Here is a 19,946-nt window from a genome sequence, read left to right on the forward strand (position 1 = left end):
GCCAGTACGCACCCGAGCCCGTCATGCGGTGTTATTTGGCCTTACGCATCTCGTCCTTGAACTGCATGAAGCTGTCGCGGGTTTTGTTGAGGGTCGCAATGGCTTCTTCGCTGCCCTGGAAGCTGACCGGTTGCTTGAACGACTTCTTCAGCTCCTCGGCGTATTCCGGCTCTTCGGTGATCTTCTTCATCGTATCGGCCATTTTCTTGACGATGGCCGGGTCCGTACCCTTCGGGAAGGCCACGACGTAAGGCTTGTCCAGGACCAGGTCCACGCCTTGTTCCTTGAAGGTCTTCACGTCACCCAGCAGTGCGTTGCGCTCGGCGTTGGGTTGACCCAGGGCGGTCATTTTGCCGCTGGTGATGTAATCCTGGACCGAGCCATAGCTGATGGCACCGAGGTCGATGCGCTTGCCCAGCAAGGCGACGATTTTTTCGGACACTGTGCCGCTGTCGACCATTTTCAATTTCACGCCGGCCAGCTTCTCGAACATCAGCCCTTGAAGATGGGAGAAGTTGCCCATTTCGGTACCGTAGGTGATGGTGCCGGGCTTGGCCTTGGCTTTTTCAATCAGTTGATCAAGGGTGTCGATGCCCGAGCTTTTCGCCGAGACAAACACCGCACCTTTGTCGACGCCAGCGATGCAGGAGATATCAAATGCGTCAAAACGGTCCTCGGAGAGCCCTGCCACCTCGTTCACGATCAACTGGCCGGTATGGGTAAACAGAATGGTATTGCCATCCGGTGCCGCGCTCTTGACCGCATCGGCGGCAATCGTCCCGCCCCCGCCAGCCATGTTGGTGACGACCATGGGTTTGCCAGTGAGCTTGGTGAAATACTTGGCCATCATTCGGGCATTGAAATCGGTATCACCACCGGCATTGGCAATGACCACCACCTGCACGGGGCGGCTTGGCCAGTCACTGGCGTCGGCGGCCATTGCCGTGCCGGCGGTCAGGCTCAGAAAAGAGGCGATTAAAGAGGCGCAGAATGTTTTTCTCATTATTGTTCTCCAAGTACTGCCATTCATTGGGGGTAGGAACTAAGGAGGAAACGCAAGCGACAGACACCATCGCCTGGCTGGACAGCCGACGTCGCTTGAATGTCGATAGGGGAAAATTCGATTGCACTTGCAAGCCTGCATAAGGCTTTCCAGAAAGTGGTGAAGACCGTTGGCGCTCTGTGGAGAGAAGCAAGGCCGACGTATCACAGACTTGCTGGGCTGCAAATGTAGAAGGCATATCGGAGCCTTTCGTTTTTATTATTTTTTGATGTCATACGTTGTCGTATGACTGAATATCATCACCTATGTCCCAGGTTGTCAACGCAGTTGTTCAGCGGTTCGTCGTGAATACGACGAACCGGCTGCCGACAGGAGCGGGTTGGGTCTGCGTTCTAGCGCACCAAGGCATGGCGTATCGAGCAGAAAAAAACTTCTGGATTCAAGCTTGTAGCGCTTCATCCAACGAAGCTGTGGAAAACCCCGATCAAGCTCGATTCTTGGCCGGGGAAGAGCTCACCGTAAGTTTCTGGAGCGTCCTGGCTGGAGGCCTGAGAGTGAACCTAATCCAGCAACCGATGCAGCTTGGCGTACTGCAACAGCATGATGGTCTTGCCGTCGCAGATTTCTCCGCTCTCGATCATGCCCAGGGCCTGGTCGAGCGGTAGCTCCAGTACCTCGATTTCCTCGCCTTCCTCTTCCAACCCGCCGCCGGCGTGTCGTTTGTCTTCGTCGAAATACTCGCCGACGAAAAAATGCAGCCGCTCCGTTACCGAGCCCGGGCTCATGAAGGCTTCGAAGACCTTGCGCACGTCCTGGATGACGTAGCCGGTTTCTTCCTGGGTTTCCTTGCGGATGCAGGTGTGCGGATCGTCGTTGTCCAACAGGCCGGCACAGGTTTCGATCAACAGGTCATCGTGTCCGTTGACGAAGGCCGGAAAGCGGAATTGCCGGGTCAACACCACGGTCTGCTTGGCCTTGCTGTACAGCAGGATTGTGGCGCCATTGCCGCGGTCATAGGTCTCGCGGGTCAACTCCTGCCATTGGCCGTTGCGACCGAGGTAGTCATAGGTGGTCTTGCGCAGTACGTACCAGTTGTCCGAGAGCACTTCGACGTTCTTGATGCGTACGCGATCGTTGATACCGGTTGCCTGGGTCATTCATCCACTCCATTCGGGACCAGGGTTGCATTTGAAAGCCTGCTTACGCTGGCTTGATGTCGTTCATGACACCGCCGGAACACGCGGCAATGCTCGTTTGTGAGCCGTCTTGCCGTAGGCGCGTTCGATGATGTGTCGCGCCTGAGGCGACACCTCTTCACCCATCAGATACGCATCGATCTCCATGTAACTGCAACCATACGCCACCTCATCCAACCGACCGGGTGCCAAGTCTTCCAGATCGGCGGTCGGCGCCTTGTGCACCAGCGACGCAGGCGCGCCCATGGCATCGGCCAACCACCGCACCTGAGTCTTCGTCAGCCCGGACAACGGCGCCAAGTCGCATGCACCGTCGCCGAATTTAGTGAAGAACCCCATCACCGCCTCCGCGCCATGGTCGGTACCGACCACCAGCCCATTGCTCATATTGGCAATGGCGTATTGTGCCAACATCCGTGCCCGGGCCTTGGCATTGCCTTTGACAAAGTCAGTGTGCTCGGCCGAAGGCTGCAAGCCGTCGATCGCGATATTGGCCATCAGCCCATCCACACACGCGGCAATGTTGCTCGTGGTGATCAGGTCCGGCCGGATGAAGTCCAAGGATGCTTGGGCGTCTGGCTCATCGGCCTGGGTCTTGTAAGGCAGTCGCACGGCGATGAAACGCGCCTCGTAATCCTCGCCTCGCAATTGTTCCACCGCCAACTGGCATAGACGCCCGGCTGTGAGCGAGTCGACGCCGCCGCTGATACCCAGTACCAGGGACGTGCAACCCGACTCACGTAAAACCTGCTTGATAAACCCAACGCGACGGGCAATCTCGAGGTGCTCACCGCCCTGTTTGAGTTGGCGATCGATGCCCAGTTCCCGGGCAATGCGCTCTTGCTGAAGTGAAGTCATATCAGGCTCCCATCTGTGGATTGATCAGGGCGACGTTGAACACTTGGGCGGCATAGCGAAGGAACGAAACATCTTCACAGACGTTCTTGATCGGATCATCGGAGAACTTCACCACCGGCTCGCCATGAACGCGCACCAGTTTCATGACAATGCTCAGCGGCTCGACCCCCTCGACATCGCAGGCCAGGCTGGTGCCCATGCCAAAACCGAACTTGGCCTTGCCGCGGACATGACGCAGGATCGGCAAGCATTTCTCGAAATTGAGACCGTCGGAGAACATCAGGTCCTTGGTCCGTGGATCGACACCCAATTCCCGGTAACGCCCCAGCACTTTGTCAGCCCAGACAATCGGGTCACCTGAATCCTGGCGCAGCCCGTCATAGAGCTTGGCGAAGTACAGGTCGAAATCCTTGAGGAAGAAGTCGGTGCTGATGCAGTCCGTCAGCGCGATACCGAGCCGGCCACGATACTCGCGCACCCAGTTTTCCAAGGCCGCGTTCTGACTCTCGCGCAGGCGCCCGAGTTGCTGATGGACCATCAGCCATTGGTGAGCCATCGTGCCGATCAGTGGGAGATCGAACTCATACGCCAGGTGAGCGTTACTGGTGCCGACAAACACGCCGGGAAAATCACTGCGCATGATATTCACCACTTCACGTTGCGCCCTGAAGGACAGCCGGCGACGGGTGGAAAAGTCGGAAACACGGAACTCGGCAAGTTCTTCACGACTGGCGTTTTTCTCCAGCCACTCGAACTTCTGGTACAGCTTGCGGGTAACGTCGGCCAGTTCGACTTCGGGGTACTTCTCGCGGTTGCGCAGCTCGCTGACCATCGCCAGTACCGGCTGCTCGAACATGATGCAGTGCAACATCGGACCACGAACGCGGATGTGCAGTTGGCCGTCAACCTCCGACACATGGATGTAGCGCAGATTGAAGCGAAACAGACCCAGGAACTGTTCGAAGTCCGGTGTCAGGTATTCGCGGAAACGCTTGTTGAACAAAAACCTTTGCTCCCCCTCGCGCAACTGCAATCCGGCAAGCTTTTCCAGTTCCACACGAATGTCCGGGATCAGGTGACCGAGCCGCTCTTTGGAACGCACGATGAACTGATACTCCACCTCCACGTTCGGGTGCTGGTGCAAAACCGCCTGCATCATGGTGAAGGTGTAGTAATCGGTATCCAGCAGGCTCTGGATGACGCCACTGTTTGAGTCGAATGCGCTGTCCATGTTTGCTCCTTACTCGCTTGCCAGGCGGATGGTTTCTTCGCGGGTCCTGGCAACCCAGACCCCCGCTTGCTGCAGGTCCTGAATGGCTTGCGTGGCGCCCTCCTCACTGATGGCCCGGCAGGCCGGAAGGTGAACGATCACGTTGAAGCCGGCGGCAGCCAGTTGCAGGGCCGTGGTCTTGACGCAGAAATCCAGCGCCAGCCCGCCGACAAGAACCTGCTCCACACCCAGGCCTTTCAGGTACTCGATCACCCCGGTGGACAGCTTGCCGTGCAGGTCGTGGTAACAGGCGCCGTACGGGTGAAAATCCGGCTCGACGCCCTTCCAGACGAAATAGTCGTAGTCGTAGGGAGTCGGCAGTTCGTCCAACAAGGTGAAACCTTCGGTACCAGGAACACAGTGGCTGACCCAAGTGACGTCGGCGTGCTCGAGCCCGGTCGGGGTGAGCATCTGTGAATGCTCGGCGACCACCCATGGCGCCTGAGGCGAATGGGCATCCTTGCTGCCGACACGCAGGCTGGCCAGGGAAGCGATGAAATTCAGCTCGTCGCCAATTTGTTCTCCACCAGGCACAGGCAGCTCATCAGGGCAAAGCGGTGTAAAGCTCTTTTGCGCATCGACATCGAAGGAAGCCGTCTTACGGTTCAGGCTATTCATACTGGTTTCTCCTGTTCACAGCAACGAGAGTACATAACGTGTACTTTAATGACAAGCCACCGTGAAAAGAATTTTTCTTGCCTATCGATTCATGCACGTATGAAATAGACATGGCTCAGATAAATTTCACCGGACACGTTTTTGATGATACGGTACATGTCGTGTACCTAAAGAGAATAAGCCATGTTCGAACTGGCCCTTTATGGCGGCGCCTTCAATCCCCCTCATGCCGGTCACGCCCAGGTGATGATCCAGGCGTCATTCCAGGCCAGGCGCGTGCTGGTCGCCCCAAGCTTCAGGCATCCCTACGGCAAGCGAATGGTTGACTATGAAATTCGCCTGAAATGGCTGGAGTCGATCGTCGAGCACGTTCAGCCGCTGTGCTGCGCGCAAGTGCATGCAAGCCGGGTCGAGCAGGTCGTCGCGCGTGGTGTCGAAGGCGCCATCTACAGCTACACCCTGCTTGCCCACCTGGCCGACAGCCTGGCCTTGGACGGCAAGCGGATAGCGTTAGTGGTGGGCCAGGACGTCGCGGATCTGTTACCGACCTTCTACCGCGGCCAGGAATTACTGGAGCGCTTTTCCATCCTTTGTGTGGAAGAGAAGATCCATGTGCGCAGCACGCTGGTTCGCGAACGACTGGCTTTAGGCGAACTGCTGCCCAATCACTGGATGGCACCCGGCATGGACCCGGTAAACTACGACCTTTACGCTACCCACGGAAACTGACATGCCGAACCGCACAGCCGCTGCGCGCGATTATCTGCACACCATCGACCTGTGTGTGCTGCGCTTCAACCGGGAAGCCCAGGCCCTTGAAATCCTCCTGAACCGCCGGGAAGCAGAGCCGTTCGCCGGCCATTGGGCGCTGCCAGGGATCGTGGTGAATGGAGGGGTCGAAGATCTCACGCTGAACGACGCCGTGGAGCGCCTGCGCAATTCGAACAAAGTGGGCATGCCGCTGGCCTGGATCGAACAGGTCGGCACCGTCGGCGACGCGTTCCGCGATCCACGCTGCTGGTCATCATCGACGTTCTACCTGGCCATTGTCAGCGATACGCCCCCGCTCGCCGAACACCAGGGATTCTTTGCGCTAAAGGACGTCGCTGACGCCACGATAAAACTCCCTTTCGACCACAACAGCCTGGTGGCTGCCGTGCAGGAGCGGCTGTTCTCCAAAGCGCTCTACAGCAGCCTGCCGCTGATGTTCCTGGGCCCCGAGTTCAGCGCGCCGGAAGCCGTGGGCATTTTTTCCCTGGTGCTCGACCGTCCGGTGCTCAAGACCAGCATGCGCCAGCGTCTGCTGAAGATGACCGAAGCGGGCTACCTGCAGGAAACCGGCCGCAAGAAAAGCGGCGATGGCGGCCGTCCGCAACGCACCGTGGAAAACCTCAAACCGGGCAGCGTCTACCTTTTTGACCGGTGTTTTCTGGAGTGATGCTCAGCCCGGAATCCGGGCGCTCGGCAAGCGCGCATCCGCGTCACTTGATGCCATAAAAATTCCTACGATTGCCCATCATCTTTTCTAGTTCGACAAAACCTGTCCACTCGTCAAATCTTCGCCCAACCCTGGCGGGGACTCATAAAAACAAGACCTGACGAGCGTGCTTCATGGGCATCAGTATGAAATTCGGCCACAAGATCCTTCTCGGCGCCTGTGTCATCTCGGTGGCAGTATTCCTGTCGTTCTCACTGCTCAATGACCATCGACAACAAGCAAGTACCCGCGAAGCGCTGCACAGCAGCTTGCAAACCACTGGCAAGTTGCTCGGCGCCAACCTCGACAATTGGCTGGCTGGCCGGCTCCTGCTGATCGAGGGCGCCGCCGAAACCATTGCCGCCGACCCCACCCCGGCTACCATCAGCAAGATGCTCTCTCAAGACATCATCACCAAGACCTTTATCGCCAGCTATGTCGGGCTCCAAGATAGTCGTTTCTTCATTTATCCCGAGCGGGTGATGCCCGATGGCTACGATGTCCGTCAGCGCCAGTGGTACAAGGAGGCGGCAGCCTCCCTCAGCCCCGTCCTGACCGAACCCTACATTGGAGCCGGCATCGATTATCTGATCATGACCGAGGCGGTGCCGATCAAGATCAACGGCAAGGCAGCCGGCGTATTCGGGGCGAGTCTGAGCCTGGAAAAGCTCGCCAGCATCGTCAACTCCGTTGATCTCAACGGCATCGGCTATGCCTTCCTGGTCAGTGACGACGGCAAGATCCTGGTGCATCCGGACAGTGCCTTGGTCACCAAGACTCTGGCCCAAGCGTTCCCCGAAGGTGCTCCGGGTATCAATGACAACCTGAATGAAGTACAGGAAAACGGCAGCACCCGGATCGTTACATTCACGCCGATCAACGGCTTGCCGTCATTGCACTGGTCCATCGGACTGTCGGTGGACAAGGACAAGGCCTACGCCGCGCTCCATGAGTTTCGCACCTCGGCCCTGATCGCAACGCTGATTGCGATACTGATCACCGTTGTCTTGCTCGGTCTATTGATCAATGCCCTGATGCGGCCTTTACGCAATATGGGCTTGGCCATGCAATCCATTGCCGATGGCGAAGGCGATCTGACCCAACGCCTGCAGAGCCTGTCCCAGGACGAGTTTGGCGTGATGGCTGGCGGGTTCAACCGCTTCGTCGAACGCATTCAGCACTCGATACGCGAAGTCCTGACGTCCAGTAGCCAACTTACCCAACTGGCCGCGCAGGTCAGCCAGGCATCGCACTCGTCCCTGAAAAGCTCCGACACCCAGGCGGCGTTGACCCACAACATCGCCACAGCCATCAACGAGCTGGGCGCCGCCGCCCAAGAGATCGCCCGTAGCGCCGCACATGCGTCAAATCGCGCCTCGGATACCAAGACCCAGACCCATGAAGGCCAACAGGTAGTGGAGCGCAGCATCAGCGCCATGGCACAGCTCTCATCACAAGTGATCAATACCCGTCAGGACATCGAAAGCCTGAATGAAAAAACCTTGAAAATCGGCCGGATCCTCGACGTGATCAAGGGCATTTCCGACCAGACCAACCTGCTGGCCCTCAACGCCGCCATCGAGGCCGCCCGTGCCGGAGACGCCGGACGTGGCTTTGCGGTGGTCTCGGACGAGGTGCGCACCCTCGCCCATCGCACTCAACAATCGGCGCAGGAAATTCACAATATGATCGAGGAGTTGCAAGCCGGCGCCGGCAGCGCCGTCAATGCCATGCTGGAAAGCCAGCGCCACAGCGACACCAACGTCAGCACCGCCAGGCTTGCCGGTGAACGACTCAATCAGGTACTGCAGGGCATTGGCGAGATCGACGAAATCAACCTATCCATGGCCACCGCCACCGAAGAACAAACCTCAGTGGTGGACAATCTGGATCGGGACATCAGCCACATCAATGACCTGAACCAGAAGACTGTCGGCAATCTGCAATCCACTTTGCAGGCGTGCAATGAACTGGAAAAACAGTCGATCCGCCTGCAGCAGATGGTCAACACCTTCAAGATCTGAAGGTGATCCAGGACCCGTTCGGCAGACGCCCCTCACTCCACCGTCACAGACTTCGCCAGATTCCGCGGCTGATCGACATCCGTCCCCTTGAGCACGGCCACGTAGTACGACAGCAACTGCAGCGGGATGGTATAGAGGATCGGCGCCAGGGCGTCGTGGATGTGCGGCATATGCACCACGTGATTCCCTTCGCCATTGGTCATGCCGGCCTTTTCGTCAGCAAAGACGATCAGTTGGCCGCCACGGGCACGCACTTCCTGAAGGTTGGACTTGAGCTTTTCCAACAGCTCGTTGTTCGGGGCCACGGTGACCACCGGCATGTCGTTGTCCACCAGAGCCAGCGGGCCATGCTTGAGCTCACCGGCCGGGTAGGCTTCGGCGTGGATATAGGAGATTTCCTTGAGTTTCAGGGCGCCTTCCATCGCTACCGGGAATTGCGCACCACGGCCCAGGAACAGGGTGTGGTTCTTCTCGGCGAACAGTTCGGCGATTTTTTCCACAGTGCTGTCCATCGCCAGGGCTTCACCCAGACGGGCCGGCAGGCGGCGCAGTTCTTCCACCAGCGTTGCCTCTACACCCTCGGCCAAGGTCCCGCGCACCTGGCCCAACGACAAGGTCAACAGCAGAAGACCGACCAACTGGGTGGTGAAGGCCTTGGTCGACGCCACGCCGATCTCGCGGCCGGCCTGGGTCAGCAAGGTCAGGTCGGATTCGCGCACCAACGAGCTGATGCCGACGTTGCAGATCGCCAGGCTGGCGAGGAAACCCAAGGCCTTGGCATTGCGCAGGGCCGCCAGGGTATCGGCGGTTTCACCGGACTGGGAGATGGTGACGAACAGTGTGTCCGGTTGCACCACCACCTTGCGATAACGGAACTCACTGGCAACTTCCACCTGGCACGGAATACCGGCCAATTCCTCCAGCCAGTAACGAGCGACCATGCCGGCGTGATAGCTGGTGCCGCAGGCGACGATCTGCACATTGCGAACCTTGGCGAACAATTCGGCTGCCTGTGGGCCAAAGGCCTGGACCAATACCTGGCTCTGGCTCATGCGCCCTTCCAGGGTACGTTGCACCACAGCCGGTTGCTCGTGGATTTCCTTGAGCATGAAGTGGCGGAACTCGCCCTTGTCGGCGGCTTCGGCACCGTCGCGGTACTGCACGATTTCGCGCTCTACCACTTGGCCATCGAGATCCCAGATCTGCACGCTGTCGCGGCGAATTTCAGCGATATCGCCCTCTTCCAGATACATGAAACGGTCAGTGACCTGACGCAGTGCCAACTGGTCAGACGCCAGGAAGTTTTCCCCCAGGCCCAGGCCAATCACCAGCGGGCTGCCACTGCGGGCCGCCACCAGACGATCCGGTTGTTTCGCACTGATGACTGCCAGGCCATAGGCGCCGTGAAGCTCCTTGACGGTGGCCTTGAGGGCCACGGTCAGGTCCGTCAGTTCCTTGAGCTTGTGATTGAGCAGATGGGCGATGACTTCAGTGTCGGTGTCCGAGGTGAAGACGTAGCCCTGGGCCTTGAGCTGTTCACGCAAGGCTTCGTGGTTCTCGATGATGCCGTTGTGCACCACTGCCAGGTCGCCGGAGAAATGCGGATGGGCATTGCGCTCGCACGGCGCACCGTGGGTGGCCCAACGGGTGTGGGCAATGCCCAGGCGACCGATCAGCGGCTCGGCTTCCAGCGCCTGCTCCAGCTCACTGACCTTGCCCGGCCGACGCATGCGCTCAAGTTGCCCATCGTTGGTGAGCACTGCCACACCCGCACTGTCATAGCCACGGTATTCCAGACGCTTGAGGCCTTCGAGCAGGATGGCTGTGATGTTGCGTTCAGCAACGGCGCCGACAATTCCACACATGTTATTTCTCCTGGCTGACAGACGCGCAGATCACCTGGATGCCGCGCGCCTGAATCTGATCGCGAGCCTCTACGGGCAGGCGATCATCGGTAATGAGGGTATGGACGCTGCTCCACGGCAGTTCCAGGTTGGGGATCTTGCGACCGATTTTATCGGCCTCCACCATCACGATTACCTCACGGGCCACCTCAGCCATGACCCGGCTTAGCCCCAGTAACTCGTTGAAGGTGGTGGTACCACGAATCAGGTCGATGCCGTCGGCACCGATGAACAGCTGGTCGAAGTCATAGGAACGCAGGACCTGTTCCGCCACCTGGCCCTGGAAGGATTCGGAATGAGGATCCCAGGTGCCGCCAGTCATCAACAGTACCGGTTCGTGTTCCAGTTCGTTCAAGGCACTGGCGACGTGCAGAGAGTTGGTCATGACCACCAACCCCGGTTGCAGGCCGAGTTCGGGGATCATGGCGGCAGTGGTGCTGCCGCTGTCGATGATGATGCGCGCGTGTTCGCGAATCCGCTTCACCGCCGCCCGGGCGATGGCTTGCTTGTACTTGGACACGGTCTGGGCGTTATCGGCCACCAACTCCTGCGGCATCGGGACCGCGCCGCCGTAACGACGCAAGAGCAGGCCATTGGTCTCCAGGGCGGCAAGATCCTTGCGAATCGTAACTTCCGAGGTTTCGAAGCGCTTGGCCAGCTCGTCCACACTGACTTCACCCTGCTCTTGGAGCAAGGCAAGGATGTTGTGGCGGCGTTGGGGGGTGTTGCGCTTTGACATGGCAGTTTAAGTTTCGATTCGAAAGATAACGTAAGCAATCAAAACCTATTGTGCGGCGATCGTCAAGGCGAAGGGAGAAAAATTCAGAAAAGATGGAGATCCTGTGGGAGCGAGCCTGCTCGCGATAGCGTTGTGTCAGTCGATGACTACTTGGCTAATATACCGCTATCGCGAGCATGGCTCGCTCCCACAGGGTGGACTGTGGATAACTTTAAGGTTTCTTGATTTTTTCCGGACGCTTCCAGCCGTCGATATTCTTCTGGCGTGCACGCCCCACAGCCAGCTGTCGGTTATCCACATTCTGGGTAATGGTCGAACCGGCCGCTGTGGTCGCACCGCTGGAGATATCCACAGGCGCTACCAAGGAGTTGTTGGAACCGATGAATACGTCCTCCCCCAGTACCGTCTTCCACTTGTTCGCGCCGTCATAGTTACAGGTGATGGTGCCGGCGCCAATATTGGTGCGGGCGCCGACTTCAGCGTCACCCAGATAGGTCAGGTGACCGGCCTTGGCGCCTTCACCCAGGTGGGCGTTCTTCAGCTCGACAAAGTTACCCACATGGGCATGGGCCTCCAGCACGGAGCCAGGACGCAAACGGGCAAATGGGCCGGCATCGCTACCTTCTCCCATCACCGCTCCGTCCAAGTGACTGTTGGCCTTGATCACCACGCCTTTGCGCAAGGTGCTGTCCTTGATCACACAGTTCGGACCGATAACCACGTCGTCTTCGATGACGACCTTGCCCTCAAGGATGACGTTGATGTCGATGACCACGTCGCGGCCCACGCTGACCTCACCTCGAACATCGAAACGGGCCGGGTCACGCAGGGTTACGCCCTGGGCCATCAAGCGGCGAGCGGCGCGCAGCTGATAGTGGCGTTCCAGCTCGGCCAGTTGCCGACGATCATTGGCACCCTGCACTTCCATTGCGTCCAAGGGTTGCTCAGTAGCAACCACCAGGCCGTCAGTCACTGCCATGGCGATCACGTCGGTCAGGTAGTACTCGCCTTGGGCGTTGTTGTTCGACAGGCGACTCATCCAGTCACCCAGGCGCCCGGCCGGCAGCGCCAGGATCCCGGTGTTGCCCTCGGTGATGGCGCGTTGGGCTTCGTTGGCATCCTTCTGCTCGACGATGGCGGTAACCTGGCCGTCGGCGTCACGCACGATGCGACCGTAGCCGGTAGGGTCATCCAGCTCGACGGTCAACAGGCCCAGTTGTTGCGGGCCAACATGCTTGAGCAGGCGCTGCAAGGTGTCGACTTCGATCAGCGGCACATCACCGTAAAGAACCAGCACCGTGTCAGCGGTAATGAACGGCACCGCCTGGGCCACCGCGTGGCCCGTCCCGAGTTGTTTATCCTGCAGGACAAAATTCAGGTCATCGGCCGCCAGCCGTTCACGCACGGCATCGGCACCGTGGCCGATCACCACATGAATACGCTGTGGATCGAGTTGGCGAGCGCTGTGGATAACATGACCGAGCATGGAGTTGCCAGCGATCGGATGCAGTACCTTGGGCAGCGCCGAACGCATGCGAGTGCCTTGGCCGGCCGCGAGGATAACGATTTCGAGAGACATGACGGGTACCAATCCTGGGTGGTCAACGACTGCGAACAGATGATGAGTGTCGCGAAAAGAAAAAAGGGTAGCCGAGGCTACCCTTTTTAATCAATCACACAAAAAGCAGACGGCTTAGCCGCCGAACTTCTTGCGGATCTGCTGGACGGTGCGCAGCTGGGCTGCGGCCTCGGCCAGACGTGCAGCAGCAGAACCGTAGTCGAAGTCTGCGCCTTTTTCGTGCAGAGCCTTCTCGGCAGCCTTGACGGCTTCCTGAGCGGAGGCTTCGTCCAGGTCGGCAGCACGTTGCACGGTGTCGGCAAGGACCTTGACCATGTTCGGCTGAACCTCGAGGAAACCACCAGAGATGTAGAACACCTCCTTTTCCCCGCCCTGCTTGGTCAGACTAATCGGACCTGGCTTCAAGCTGGTGATCAGCGGTGCGTGCCCCAGAGCGATACCAAGATCCCCCAGTTCACCATGCGCAACCACAAACTCGACCAGACCGGAGAAAATTTCCCCTTCCGCACTGACGATATCGCAATGGACTGTCATAGCCATCTGATTGCCTCAACCTAAATTAGCGCCCGTTTCCGGGCGCCGGGATTACAGTTTCTTGGCTTTCTCGATCGCTTCTTCGATGCCGCCGACCATGTAGAACGCTTGTTCTGGCAGGTGGTCGTAGTCACCGTTGAGGATGCCTTTGAAGCCAGCAATGGTGTCTTTCAGGGAAACGTATTTACCCGAGGCACCGGTGAAGACTTCAGCCACGAAGAACGGCTGCGACAAGAAACGCTGGATCTTACGAGCACGGTTTACCAACTGCTTGTCGGCTTCCGACAGCTCGTCCATACCCAGGATCGCGATGATGTCCTTCAGTTCTTTGTAACGCTGCAGCACGTACTGAACGCCGCGAGCGGTTTCGTAGTGGTCGTTGCCGATCACGTTCGGGTCCAGCTGGCGAGAAGTCGAGTCCAGTGGGTCTACCGCTGGGTAGATACCCAGGGAAGCGATGTCACGGGACAGAACGACGGTGGCGTCCAAGTGGGCGAAGGTGGTCGCTGGCGACGGGTCGGTCAAGTCGTCCGCTGGTACGTATACCGCCTGGATCGAGGTGATCGAGCCTTGCTTGGTCGAAGTGATGCGCTCTTGCAGCACGCCCATCTCTTCAGCCAGGGTCGGCTGGTAACCTACTGCCGAAGGCATACGGCCCAGCAGTGCGGATACTTCGGTACCGGCCAGGGTGTAACGGTAGATGTTGTCGACGAACAGCAGAACGTCGTTACCTTCGTCACGGAACTTCTCGGCCATGGTCAGGCCGGTCAGGGCTACGCGCAGACGGTTTCCCGGCGGCTCGTTCATCTGGCCATAGACCAGTGCCACTTTGTCCAGAACGTTGGAGTCCTTCATCTCGTGGTAGAAGTCGTTACCCTCACGAGTACGCTCACCCACACCAGCGAACACGGAATAACCGCTGTGCTCGATGGCGATGTTACGGATCAGTTCCATCATGTTTACGGTCTTGCCTACACCGGCACCACCGAACAGACCGACTTTACCGCCCTTGGCGAACGGGCAAACCAGGTCGATAACCTTGATGCCGGTTTCCAGCAGCTCGTTGCCACCCGCTTGTTCAGCGAAGGTTGGCGCAGGACGGTGAATGCCCCAGCGCTCTTCGGTGTCAATCGGACCAGCTTCGTCGATCGGGTTGCCCAGTACGTCCATGATCCGGCCCAGGGTCGCTTTACCGACCGGTACGGAAATGGCTGCGCCAGTGTTGTTGACGTCCAGACCGCGCTTCAAGCCTTCGGTGGAGCCCATCGCAATGGTACGAACCACGCCGTCGCCCAGCTGCTGCTGAACTTCGAGGGTGGTTTCGGCGCCTTGAACCTTCAAGGCGTCGTAGATGCTCGGTACGTTGTCGCGTGGGAATTCCACGTCGATAACGGCGCCGATGATTTGAACGATACGTCCGCTACTCATAGCTGGATCCTCTGAATATTTGAACCGTTAAACCGCGGCAGCGCCGCCGACGATTTCCGAGATCTCTTGGGTGATCGCAGCCTGACGCGCCTTGTTGTAGATCAGCTGCAAATCGCTGATCAAATCACCGGCGTTGTCGGTAGCGTTCTTCATCGCGATCATCCGCGCGGCTTGTTCAGCTGCGTTGTTCTCGACCACCGCCTGGTACACCTGCGACTCCACGTAGCGGACCATCAAGCCGTCGAGCAGCTCCTTGGCATCCGGTTCGTAGAGGTAGTCCCAGTGGTGCTTGAGTTCCTGTTCCGGGGTCGCAACCAATGGAATCAACTGCTCCACGGTCGGCTGTTGCGTCATGGTGTTGATGAACTTGTTGGATACCACGGACAGGCGGTCGATCCGGCCTTCCAGGTAAGCATCCAGCATCACCTTGACGCTGCCGATCAGGTCATTGATCGACGGTTCTTCACCCAGGTGGCTGATAGCGGCGACGACGTTACCGCCGAAGTTGCGGAAGAAAGCCGCACCCTTGCTACCTACCACGCACAGATCGATCTCGACGCCTTGTTCGCGGTTTACCGCCATGTCCTTGACCAGGGCCTTGAACAGGTTGGTGTTCAAGCCACCGCACAGACCACGGTCACTGCTCACCACAACGTAACCGACGCGCTTGACGGCGCGGTCGATCATGAATGGGTGGCGATATTCCGGGTTGGCGTTGGCCAGATGACCAATCACCTGGCGGATGCGCTCCGCATAAGGACGGCTAGCAGCCATGCGCATTTGTGCCTTGCGCATTTTGCTGACCGCCACTTTTTCCATGGCGCTGGTAATCTTTTGCGTGCTTTTGATGCTCGCAATCTTACTGCGAATCTCTTTTGCGCCTGCCATGTAACACCTATCAGGTTAGCAAGCGGGAGCCTTGCGGCTCCCGCTGCGGCTTACCAGGTTTGGGTGGCCTTGAACTTCTCGATACCGGCTTTGAGGCCAGCGTCGATTTCGTCATTGAAGTCACCCTTCACGTTGATCTTGGCCATCAAATCGGCGTGATCGCGGTTGAAGAAAGCAATCAGCGCTTGTTCGAAGCTGCCGATCTTGGCGATTTCAATGTCAGTCAGGAACCCACGCTCAGCGGCATACAGCGACAGCGCCATGTCAGCGATCGACATCGGTGCGTATTGCTTCTGCTTCATCAGCTCGGTAACGCGCTGACCATGCTCAAGTTGCTTACGGGTCGCTTCGTCCAGGTCAGATGCGAACTGGGCGAATGCCGCCAGTTCACGGTACTGAGCCAGAGCGGTACGGATACCACCGGACAGCTTCTTGATGATCTTGGTCTGAGCGGCACCACCTACACGGGATACCGAAACACCGGCGTTCACAGCAGGACGGATGCCCGAGTTGAACATGGCCGATTCCAGGAAGATCTGACCGTCGGTGATGGAGATCACGTTGGTCGGAACGAACGCGGAAACGTCGCCAGCCTGGGTTTCGATGATCGGCAGAGCGGTCAGGGAACCGGTCTTGCCAGTCACGGCGCCGTTGGTGAACTTCTCGACGTACTCTTCCGAAACGCGGGATGCGCGCTCCAGCAGACGGGAGTGGAGATAGAACACGTCGCCTGGGTAGGCTTCACGGCCTGGTGGACGGCGCAGCAGCAGGGAAATCTGGCGGTAAGCCACTGCTTGCTTGGACAGATCGTCATAGACGATCAGCGCGTCTTCACCGCGGTCGCGGAAGTATTCGCCCATGGTGCAACCGGAGTACGGTGCCAGGAACTGCAGTGCGGCCGATTCGGAAGCACTGGCAGCAACGATGATGGTGTTAGCCAATGCACCGTTCTCTTCCAGCTTGCGCACCACGTTGGCGATGGTCGATTGCTTCTGACCGATTGCCACGTATACGCAGAAGATGCCGCTGTTTTTCTGGTTGATGATCGCGTCGATCGCCAGAGCGGTCTTACCGATCTGACGGTCACCGATGATCAGCTCACGCTGGCCACGGCCGACAGGGATCATGGCATCGACAGCCTTGTAGCCAGTCTGTACAGGCTGATCTACCGACTTACGCCAGATCACGCCTGGAGCAACTTTCTCGACCGCGTCGGTCTCGGTGTTGTTCAGCGGACCTTTGCCGTCAACAGGGTTACCCAGTGCGTCGACTACGCGACCCAGCAGTTCCTTACCAACCGGAACTTCGAGGATGCGGCCGGTGCACTTGGCGCTCATGCCTTCAGCCAGAGTCGTGTATGCGCCCAGTACAACGGCACCTACGGAGTCCTGCTCCAGGTTGAGGGCCATACCGTAGACGCCGCCCGGAAACTCGATCATCTCGCCGTACATGACGTCGGCCAGACCGTGAATCCGCACGATACCGTCAGATACGCTGACGACAGTGCCTTCGTTACGGGCTTGGGAGGTCACATCGAGCTTTTCGATGCGGCCCTTGATAATTTCACTTATTTCGGAAGGATTGAGTTGCTGCATTGCTCTGCTGCCCCTTCAAACTCAAGATTTCAATGCTTCGGCAAGTTTCGCGATTTTGCCGCGAATCGAGCCATCGATAACCAGGTCGCCGGCGCGGATTACAACGCCCCCTATAAGGGACTTGTCTTCCTCGACTTGCAGGCGCACTTCCCGGTTGAGTCGTGCACTGAGAACCTTGGCGAGTTTGTCTTGCTGTTCTTGGTTCAATGCAAAAGCACTGGTGACTTCCACGTCTACCGATTTCTCCTGCTCGGCCTTGTACAGGTCGAACAGGGCGGCGATCTCCGGCAGAAGCGGGAGACGGTCGTTTTCAGCAACGACATGGATGAAATTCTGTGCCTTGGCATCGAACTTGTCGCCGCACACGTCAATGAACGTGGCGGCCTTTTCTGCGCTCGTCAGTCGCGGGGCCTTGAGCACGCGCTGCATGGTGTCGTCTTGCGACACCGCTGCTGCCAGGCCGAGCATGGCTGACCAATTGGCCAGTTGCTGGTGGGCCTGAGCGTGCTCGAAGGCCGCCTTAGCGTAAGGTCGGGCCAACGTGGTCAGTTCTGCCATGATCGCCCTCGCTTAGATTTCAGCAGCCAGTTGGTTAACCAGCTCTGCGTGCGCGTTTTGATCGATTGTGGCACCCAGGATCTTCGAAGCACCGCCAACGGCCAGGCTACCCACTTGGGCACGCAGCGCGTCTTTGACACTGTTCAGTTCCTGTTCGATCTCGGCTTGAGCCTGAGCCTTCACACGGTCAGCTTCGACACGAGCCTGTTCACGGGCTTCGTCGACAATCTGGGTACCGCGTTTCTTGGCTTGCTCGATGATTTCAGCTGCCTGAGCTTTCGCTTCGCGCAGTTGCTGACCCACTTTCTCATGGGCCAACTCCAGGTCGCGAGCTGCTCGGCTGGCAGCGTCCAGCCCATCAGCGATCTTCTTTTGACGTTCGTGCAGTGCCGCAATGACCGGAGGCCATACGAACTTCATGCAGAACAGTACAAAAATCAGGAACGCAACGGACTGGCCAATCAGGGTCGCATTAATGTTCACGCCAACACCTCGCAGTTACGTTGTCCATCACACCAAACTACTCGAGACATCCGAGTAATTAGCCAGCGATCTGACCAACGAACGGGTTCGCAAAGGTGAAGAACAGAGCGATACCAACACCGATCATGGTTACGGCGTCGAGCAGACCGGCAACGATGAACATTTTGACTTGCAGCATTGGAACCATTTCTGGCTGACGCGCAGCGCCTTCCAGGAACTTGCCGCCCAACAGGCCGAAACCAATTGCGGTACCCAGTGCGCCCAGGCCGATCAACAGTGCAACAGCGATAGCGGTTAGACCAACTACAGTTTCCATCTTTCCTCCCGACTTTTACGTCGTATGGTTTAGGTTTTTTTAATTTAAAGCGGTAAAACAAATCGTTTCATCGTGGCCTGTTCGGGCCCCTCCCCGTTTGACCGGGAAGGACATCAGACTAGTCGAGACTGGCCTTAATGGTTTTCTTCGTGCGCCATCGACAGGTAGACGATGGTCAGCATCATGAAGATGAACGCCTGCAGGGTGATGATCAGGATGTGGAATACGGCCCAAGCCCACTGCAGTACCACGCCCAGGCCACTGAGCCAGAGCAGGCCGCTGCCGAACATCACAGCGATGAGGATGAACACCAGCTCGCCGGCATACATGTTACCGAACAGACGCAGAGCCAGAGAGATAGGCTTGGCGATCAGGGTCACGAACTCCAGCAGGAAGTTCACCGGGATCAGCAGGGCCTGAACAAGGATGTTCTTGCTGCCGAACGGGTGCAGGGTCAGTTCGCCGATGAAGCCGCCGATGCCCTTGACCTTGATGCTATAGAAAATGATCAGTGCGAAAACCGAGAACGCCATGCCCAGGGTCGCGTTCGGGTCGGTGGTCGACACGGCGCGGAATGGGATGTGGTGGTCACCGGAGATCAGGATGGCCAGTTGAGGAATCCAGTCGACCGGTACCAGGTCGACGGCGTTCATCAGGAACACCCAGACGAAAATGGTCAGTGCCAGCGGTGCAATCACCGGGCTACGACCGTGGAAGCTGTCCTTCACGCTGCCGTCGACGAACTCGACCAGGACTTCAACGAAGTTCTGCAAGGCACCCGGCTGGCCCGAAGTCGCCTTCTTGGCCGCCATGCGGAAAAGGAAAACGAAGATCAGACCCAGCGCGACCGACCAGCCGAGGGTATCGACGTGGAAAGCCCAGAAACCCATTTCCTTGGCTTCTGCTGCGGAGTGGGCAAAGCCCCAGCCGCCGTTGGGTAGCTGACCGAAGGTCAGGTTCTGCAAGTGGTGCTGGATATAGCCCGAAGCGGTTGTCTCTGCCATGGTTGCCTCAAACGCCCTAAGGTCTCGAAAGTCTTGTTCTCATTAGCAGGGGAGCGAACCAGCTGACCATTTGGGTCAACAGGAAGACACCGAATACAGCCAGTGGTGCCAACGGCTTCACACCTGCGAACGTCAGTGCAAACAGCACTGCCGTCAAAATCAGTTTCCCCGCCTCGCCGGCATAAAAAGACCGGACGATGGCTTGGGCTGCTCGGGCGCCGGAAAACCGAAATGCCCTGTGAGCGAAGTAAATATTGGGAAGCAAGGCTATCAGGCCTCCGCAAAGACCTGAATATCCGGCTACGACACCGCGCCATTGCCAGAGCGCCAACGAGGCGATCAGTACAACGACCAATTGGGTCATCAACACCGGGAAAACAGCCAGACGATGGAATGGCAGGCGGTTTGGCGTGCGGGTTTCCATCGCTTTTGCTCTCCAATGGTCGGCTGCCTGAAATCAATAACTTGGCAT

The 19,946-nt window shown here is 58.1% G+C and carries 20 protein-coding genes and 1 pseudogene; 4 read left to right on the forward strand and 17 right to left on the reverse strand.

Features of this window, described 5'->3' with window-relative positions; all coding sequences use genetic code 11:
* Positions 1–31: 31 nt before the first annotated feature.
* The 5 genes from PCOSP_RS29115 to PCOSP_RS29135 form a co-directional block, all read right to left on the reverse strand.
* Entirely contained in the window at positions 32–1,003 is a 972-nt protein-coding gene (locus PCOSP_RS29115) for a tripartite tricarboxylate transporter substrate binding protein (protein ID WP_139641382.1), read from the reverse strand.
* 560 nt (positions 1,004–1,563) lie between these two features.
* Positions 1,564–2,160, reverse strand: a complete 597-nt coding sequence (nudK, locus tag PCOSP_RS29120) for a GDP-mannose pyrophosphatase NudK (protein ID WP_139641384.1) — start codon at positions 2,158–2,160, stop codon at positions 1,564–1,566.
* 63 nt (positions 2,161–2,223) lie between these two features.
* Positions 2,224–3,057 (reverse strand): ammonia-dependent NAD(+) synthetase, encoded by an 834-nt coding sequence (gene nadE / locus PCOSP_RS29125; protein ID WP_139641387.1) that lies wholly within the window; start codon positions 3,055–3,057, stop codon positions 2,224–2,226.
* Between the two features lies 1 nt (position 3,058).
* A complete protein-coding gene (gene pncB, locus PCOSP_RS29130; RefSeq protein ID WP_139641389.1) occupies positions 3,059–4,288 on the reverse strand; it encodes a nicotinate phosphoribosyltransferase in 1,230 nt (409 codons plus the stop codon).
* Positions 4,289–4,297: 9 nt separating this feature from the next.
* Positions 4,298–4,945, reverse strand: coding sequence for a nicotinamidase (locus PCOSP_RS29135; RefSeq protein ID WP_464710019.1), 648 nt, complete (start codon positions 4,943–4,945; stop codon positions 4,298–4,300).
* A 183-nt stretch (positions 4,946–5,128) separates the two neighbouring features.
* On the opposite strand from PCOSP_RS29135, the gene PCOSP_RS29140 reads away from it, so the two are divergent.
* The 4 genes and pseudogenes from PCOSP_RS29140 to PCOSP_RS29155 all read left to right on the forward strand — a co-directional run bounded on the left by PCOSP_RS29140 (position 5,129) and on the right by PCOSP_RS29155 (position 8,446).
* Entirely contained in the window at positions 5,129–5,674 is a 546-nt protein-coding gene (locus tag PCOSP_RS29140) for an adenylyltransferase/cytidyltransferase family protein (protein WP_175385388.1), read from the forward strand.
* 1 nt (position 5,675) lies between these two features.
* Positions 5,676–6,383, forward strand: coding sequence for an NUDIX hydrolase (locus PCOSP_RS29145; protein ID WP_464710021.1), 708 nt, complete (start codon positions 5,676–5,678; stop codon positions 6,381–6,383).
* Positions 6,384–6,568: 185 nt separating this feature from the next.
* A pseudogene (locus PCOSP_RS29150) lies at positions 6,569–7,588 on the forward strand (HAMP domain-containing protein); the annotation flags it as partial.
* Complete coding sequence (locus PCOSP_RS29155) at positions 7,562–8,446, forward strand: methyl-accepting chemotaxis protein (protein ID WP_464712015.1); 885 nt, start codon at positions 7,562–7,564, stop codon at positions 8,444–8,446. The pseudogene PCOSP_RS29150 and the gene PCOSP_RS29155, both read left to right, overlap by 27 nt.
* A 32-nt stretch (positions 8,447–8,478) precedes the next feature.
* Here the strand turns inward: PCOSP_RS29155 and glmS are convergent, their stop codons facing one another.
* From glmS to PCOSP_RS29215, 12 genes are all read right to left on the reverse strand, one after another.
* The gene (gene glmS, locus PCOSP_RS29160) at positions 8,479–10,311 is read right to left on the reverse strand and encodes a glutamine--fructose-6-phosphate transaminase (isomerizing) (protein WP_139641398.1); all 1,833 of its coding nucleotides are present in this window, start codon (positions 10,309–10,311) and stop codon (positions 8,479–8,481) included.
* 1 nt (position 10,312) lies between these two features.
* On the reverse strand, positions 10,313–11,089 hold the full coding sequence (locus tag PCOSP_RS29165; RefSeq protein ID WP_139641399.1) for a DeoR/GlpR family DNA-binding transcription regulator: 777 nt from the start codon (positions 11,087–11,089) through the stop codon (positions 10,313–10,315).
* A 211-nt stretch (positions 11,090–11,300) separates the two neighbouring features.
* A complete protein-coding gene (gene glmU, locus PCOSP_RS29170; protein ID WP_139641400.1) occupies positions 11,301–12,668 on the reverse strand; it encodes a bifunctional UDP-N-acetylglucosamine diphosphorylase/glucosamine-1-phosphate N-acetyltransferase GlmU in 1,368 nt (455 codons plus the stop codon).
* A 114-nt stretch (positions 12,669–12,782) separates the two neighbouring features.
* The gene (locus PCOSP_RS29175; protein WP_024777790.1) at positions 12,783–13,208 is read right to left on the reverse strand and encodes a F0F1 ATP synthase subunit epsilon; all 426 of its coding nucleotides are present in this window, start codon (positions 13,206–13,208) and stop codon (positions 12,783–12,785) included.
* A gap of 45 nt (positions 13,209–13,253) precedes the next feature.
* Positions 13,254–14,630 (reverse strand): F0F1 ATP synthase subunit beta, encoded by a 1,377-nt coding sequence (gene atpD, locus PCOSP_RS29180; protein ID WP_024777789.1) that lies wholly within the window; start codon positions 14,628–14,630, stop codon positions 13,254–13,256.
* A 27-nt stretch (positions 14,631–14,657) separates the two neighbouring features.
* Positions 14,658–15,518 (reverse strand): F0F1 ATP synthase subunit gamma, encoded by an 861-nt coding sequence (gene atpG, locus PCOSP_RS29185; RefSeq protein WP_030139034.1) that lies wholly within the window; start codon positions 15,516–15,518, stop codon positions 14,658–14,660.
* A 50-nt stretch (positions 15,519–15,568) separates the two neighbouring features.
* On the reverse strand, positions 15,569–17,113 hold the full coding sequence (gene atpA / locus PCOSP_RS29190) for a F0F1 ATP synthase subunit alpha (protein WP_024777788.1): 1,545 nt from the start codon (positions 17,111–17,113) through the stop codon (positions 15,569–15,571).
* A 21-nt stretch (positions 17,114–17,134) separates the two neighbouring features.
* Positions 17,135–17,671: a F0F1 ATP synthase subunit delta gene (locus tag PCOSP_RS29195; protein ID WP_003187192.1), complete on the reverse strand. Its 537-nt coding sequence runs from the start codon at positions 17,669–17,671 to the stop codon at positions 17,135–17,137.
* A gap of 12 nt (positions 17,672–17,683) precedes the next feature.
* A complete protein-coding gene (locus PCOSP_RS29200) occupies positions 17,684–18,154 on the reverse strand; it encodes a F0F1 ATP synthase subunit B (RefSeq protein WP_030139033.1) in 471 nt (156 codons plus the stop codon).
* 58 nt (positions 18,155–18,212) lie between these two features.
* The gene (atpE, locus tag PCOSP_RS29205) at positions 18,213–18,470 is read right to left on the reverse strand and encodes a F0F1 ATP synthase subunit C (RefSeq protein ID WP_003097235.1); all 258 of its coding nucleotides are present in this window, start codon (positions 18,468–18,470) and stop codon (positions 18,213–18,215) included.
* A 134-nt stretch (positions 18,471–18,604) separates the two neighbouring features.
* Positions 18,605–19,474 carry a F0F1 ATP synthase subunit A gene (atpB, locus tag PCOSP_RS29210; protein ID WP_024777786.1) on the reverse strand — a complete coding sequence of 290 codons (870 nt, stop codon included), beginning with the start codon at positions 19,472–19,474 and terminating at the stop codon, positions 18,605–18,607.
* A gap of 16 nt (positions 19,475–19,490) precedes the next feature.
* Positions 19,491–19,898: a F0F1 ATP synthase subunit I gene (locus PCOSP_RS29215; RefSeq protein WP_139641401.1), complete on the reverse strand. Its 408-nt coding sequence runs from the start codon at positions 19,896–19,898 to the stop codon at positions 19,491–19,493.
* Positions 19,899–19,946: the final 48 nt, after the last annotated feature.

It is taken from the genome of Pseudomonas sp. MAFF 730105, from assembly GCF_055380705.1.

Coding starts and splice junctions, on each gene's coding strand:
- PCOSP_RS29115 (WP_139641382.1), bottom strand. CDS start 1,003: ATGAGAAAAACATTCTGCGCCTCTTTAATCGCCTCTTTTCTGAGCCTG.
- nudK (WP_139641384.1), bottom strand. CDS start 2,160: ATGACCCAGGCAACCGGTATCAACGATCGCGTACGCATCAAGAACGTC.
- nadE (WP_139641387.1), bottom strand. CDS start 3,057: ATGACTTCACTTCAGCAAGAGCGCATTGCCCGGGAACTGGGCATCGAT.
- pncB (WP_139641389.1), bottom strand. CDS start 4,288: ATGGACAGCGCATTCGACTCAAACAGTGGCGTCATCCAGAGCCTGCTG.
- PCOSP_RS29135 (WP_464710019.1), bottom strand. CDS start 4,945: ATGAATAGCCTGAACCGTAAGACGGCTTCCTTCGATGTCGATGCGCAA.
- PCOSP_RS29140 (WP_175385388.1), top strand. CDS start 5,129: ATGTTCGAACTGGCCCTTTATGGCGGCGCCTTCAATCCCCCTCATGCC.
- PCOSP_RS29145 (WP_464710021.1), top strand. CDS start 5,676: ATGCCGAACCGCACAGCCGCTGCGCGCGATTATCTGCACACCATCGAC.
- PCOSP_RS29155 (WP_464712015.1), top strand. CDS start 7,562: ATGGCTGGCGGGTTCAACCGCTTCGTCGAACGCATTCAGCACTCGATA.
- glmS (WP_139641398.1), bottom strand. CDS start 10,311: ATGTGTGGAATTGTCGGCGCCGTTGCTGAACGCAACATCACAGCCATC.
- PCOSP_RS29165 (WP_139641399.1), bottom strand. CDS start 11,089: ATGTCAAAGCGCAACACCCCCCAACGCCGCCACAACATCCTTGCCTTG.
- glmU (WP_139641400.1), bottom strand. CDS start 12,668: ATGTCTCTCGAAATCGTTATCCTCGCGGCCGGCCAAGGCACTCGCATG.
- PCOSP_RS29175 (WP_024777790.1), bottom strand. CDS start 13,208: ATGGCTATGACAGTCCATTGCGATATCGTCAGTGCGGAAGGGGAAATT.
- atpD (WP_024777789.1), bottom strand. CDS start 14,630: ATGAGTAGCGGACGTATCGTTCAAATCATCGGCGCCGTTATCGACGTG.
- atpG (WP_030139034.1), bottom strand. CDS start 15,518: ATGGCAGGCGCAAAAGAGATTCGCAGTAAGATTGCGAGCATCAAAAGC.
- atpA (WP_024777788.1), bottom strand. CDS start 17,113: ATGCAGCAACTCAATCCTTCCGAAATAAGTGAAATTATCAAGGGCCGC.
- PCOSP_RS29195 (WP_003187192.1), bottom strand. CDS start 17,671: ATGGCAGAACTGACCACGTTGGCCCGACCTTACGCTAAGGCGGCCTTC.
- atpE (WP_003097235.1), bottom strand. CDS start 18,470: ATGGAAACTGTAGTTGGTCTAACCGCTATCGCTGTTGCACTGTTGATC.
- atpB (WP_024777786.1), bottom strand. CDS start 19,474: ATGGCAGAGACAACCGCTTCGGGCTATATCCAGCACCACTTGCAGAAC.
- PCOSP_RS29215 (WP_139641401.1), bottom strand. CDS start 19,898: ATGGAAACCCGCACGCCAAACCGCCTGCCATTCCATCGTCTGGCTGTT.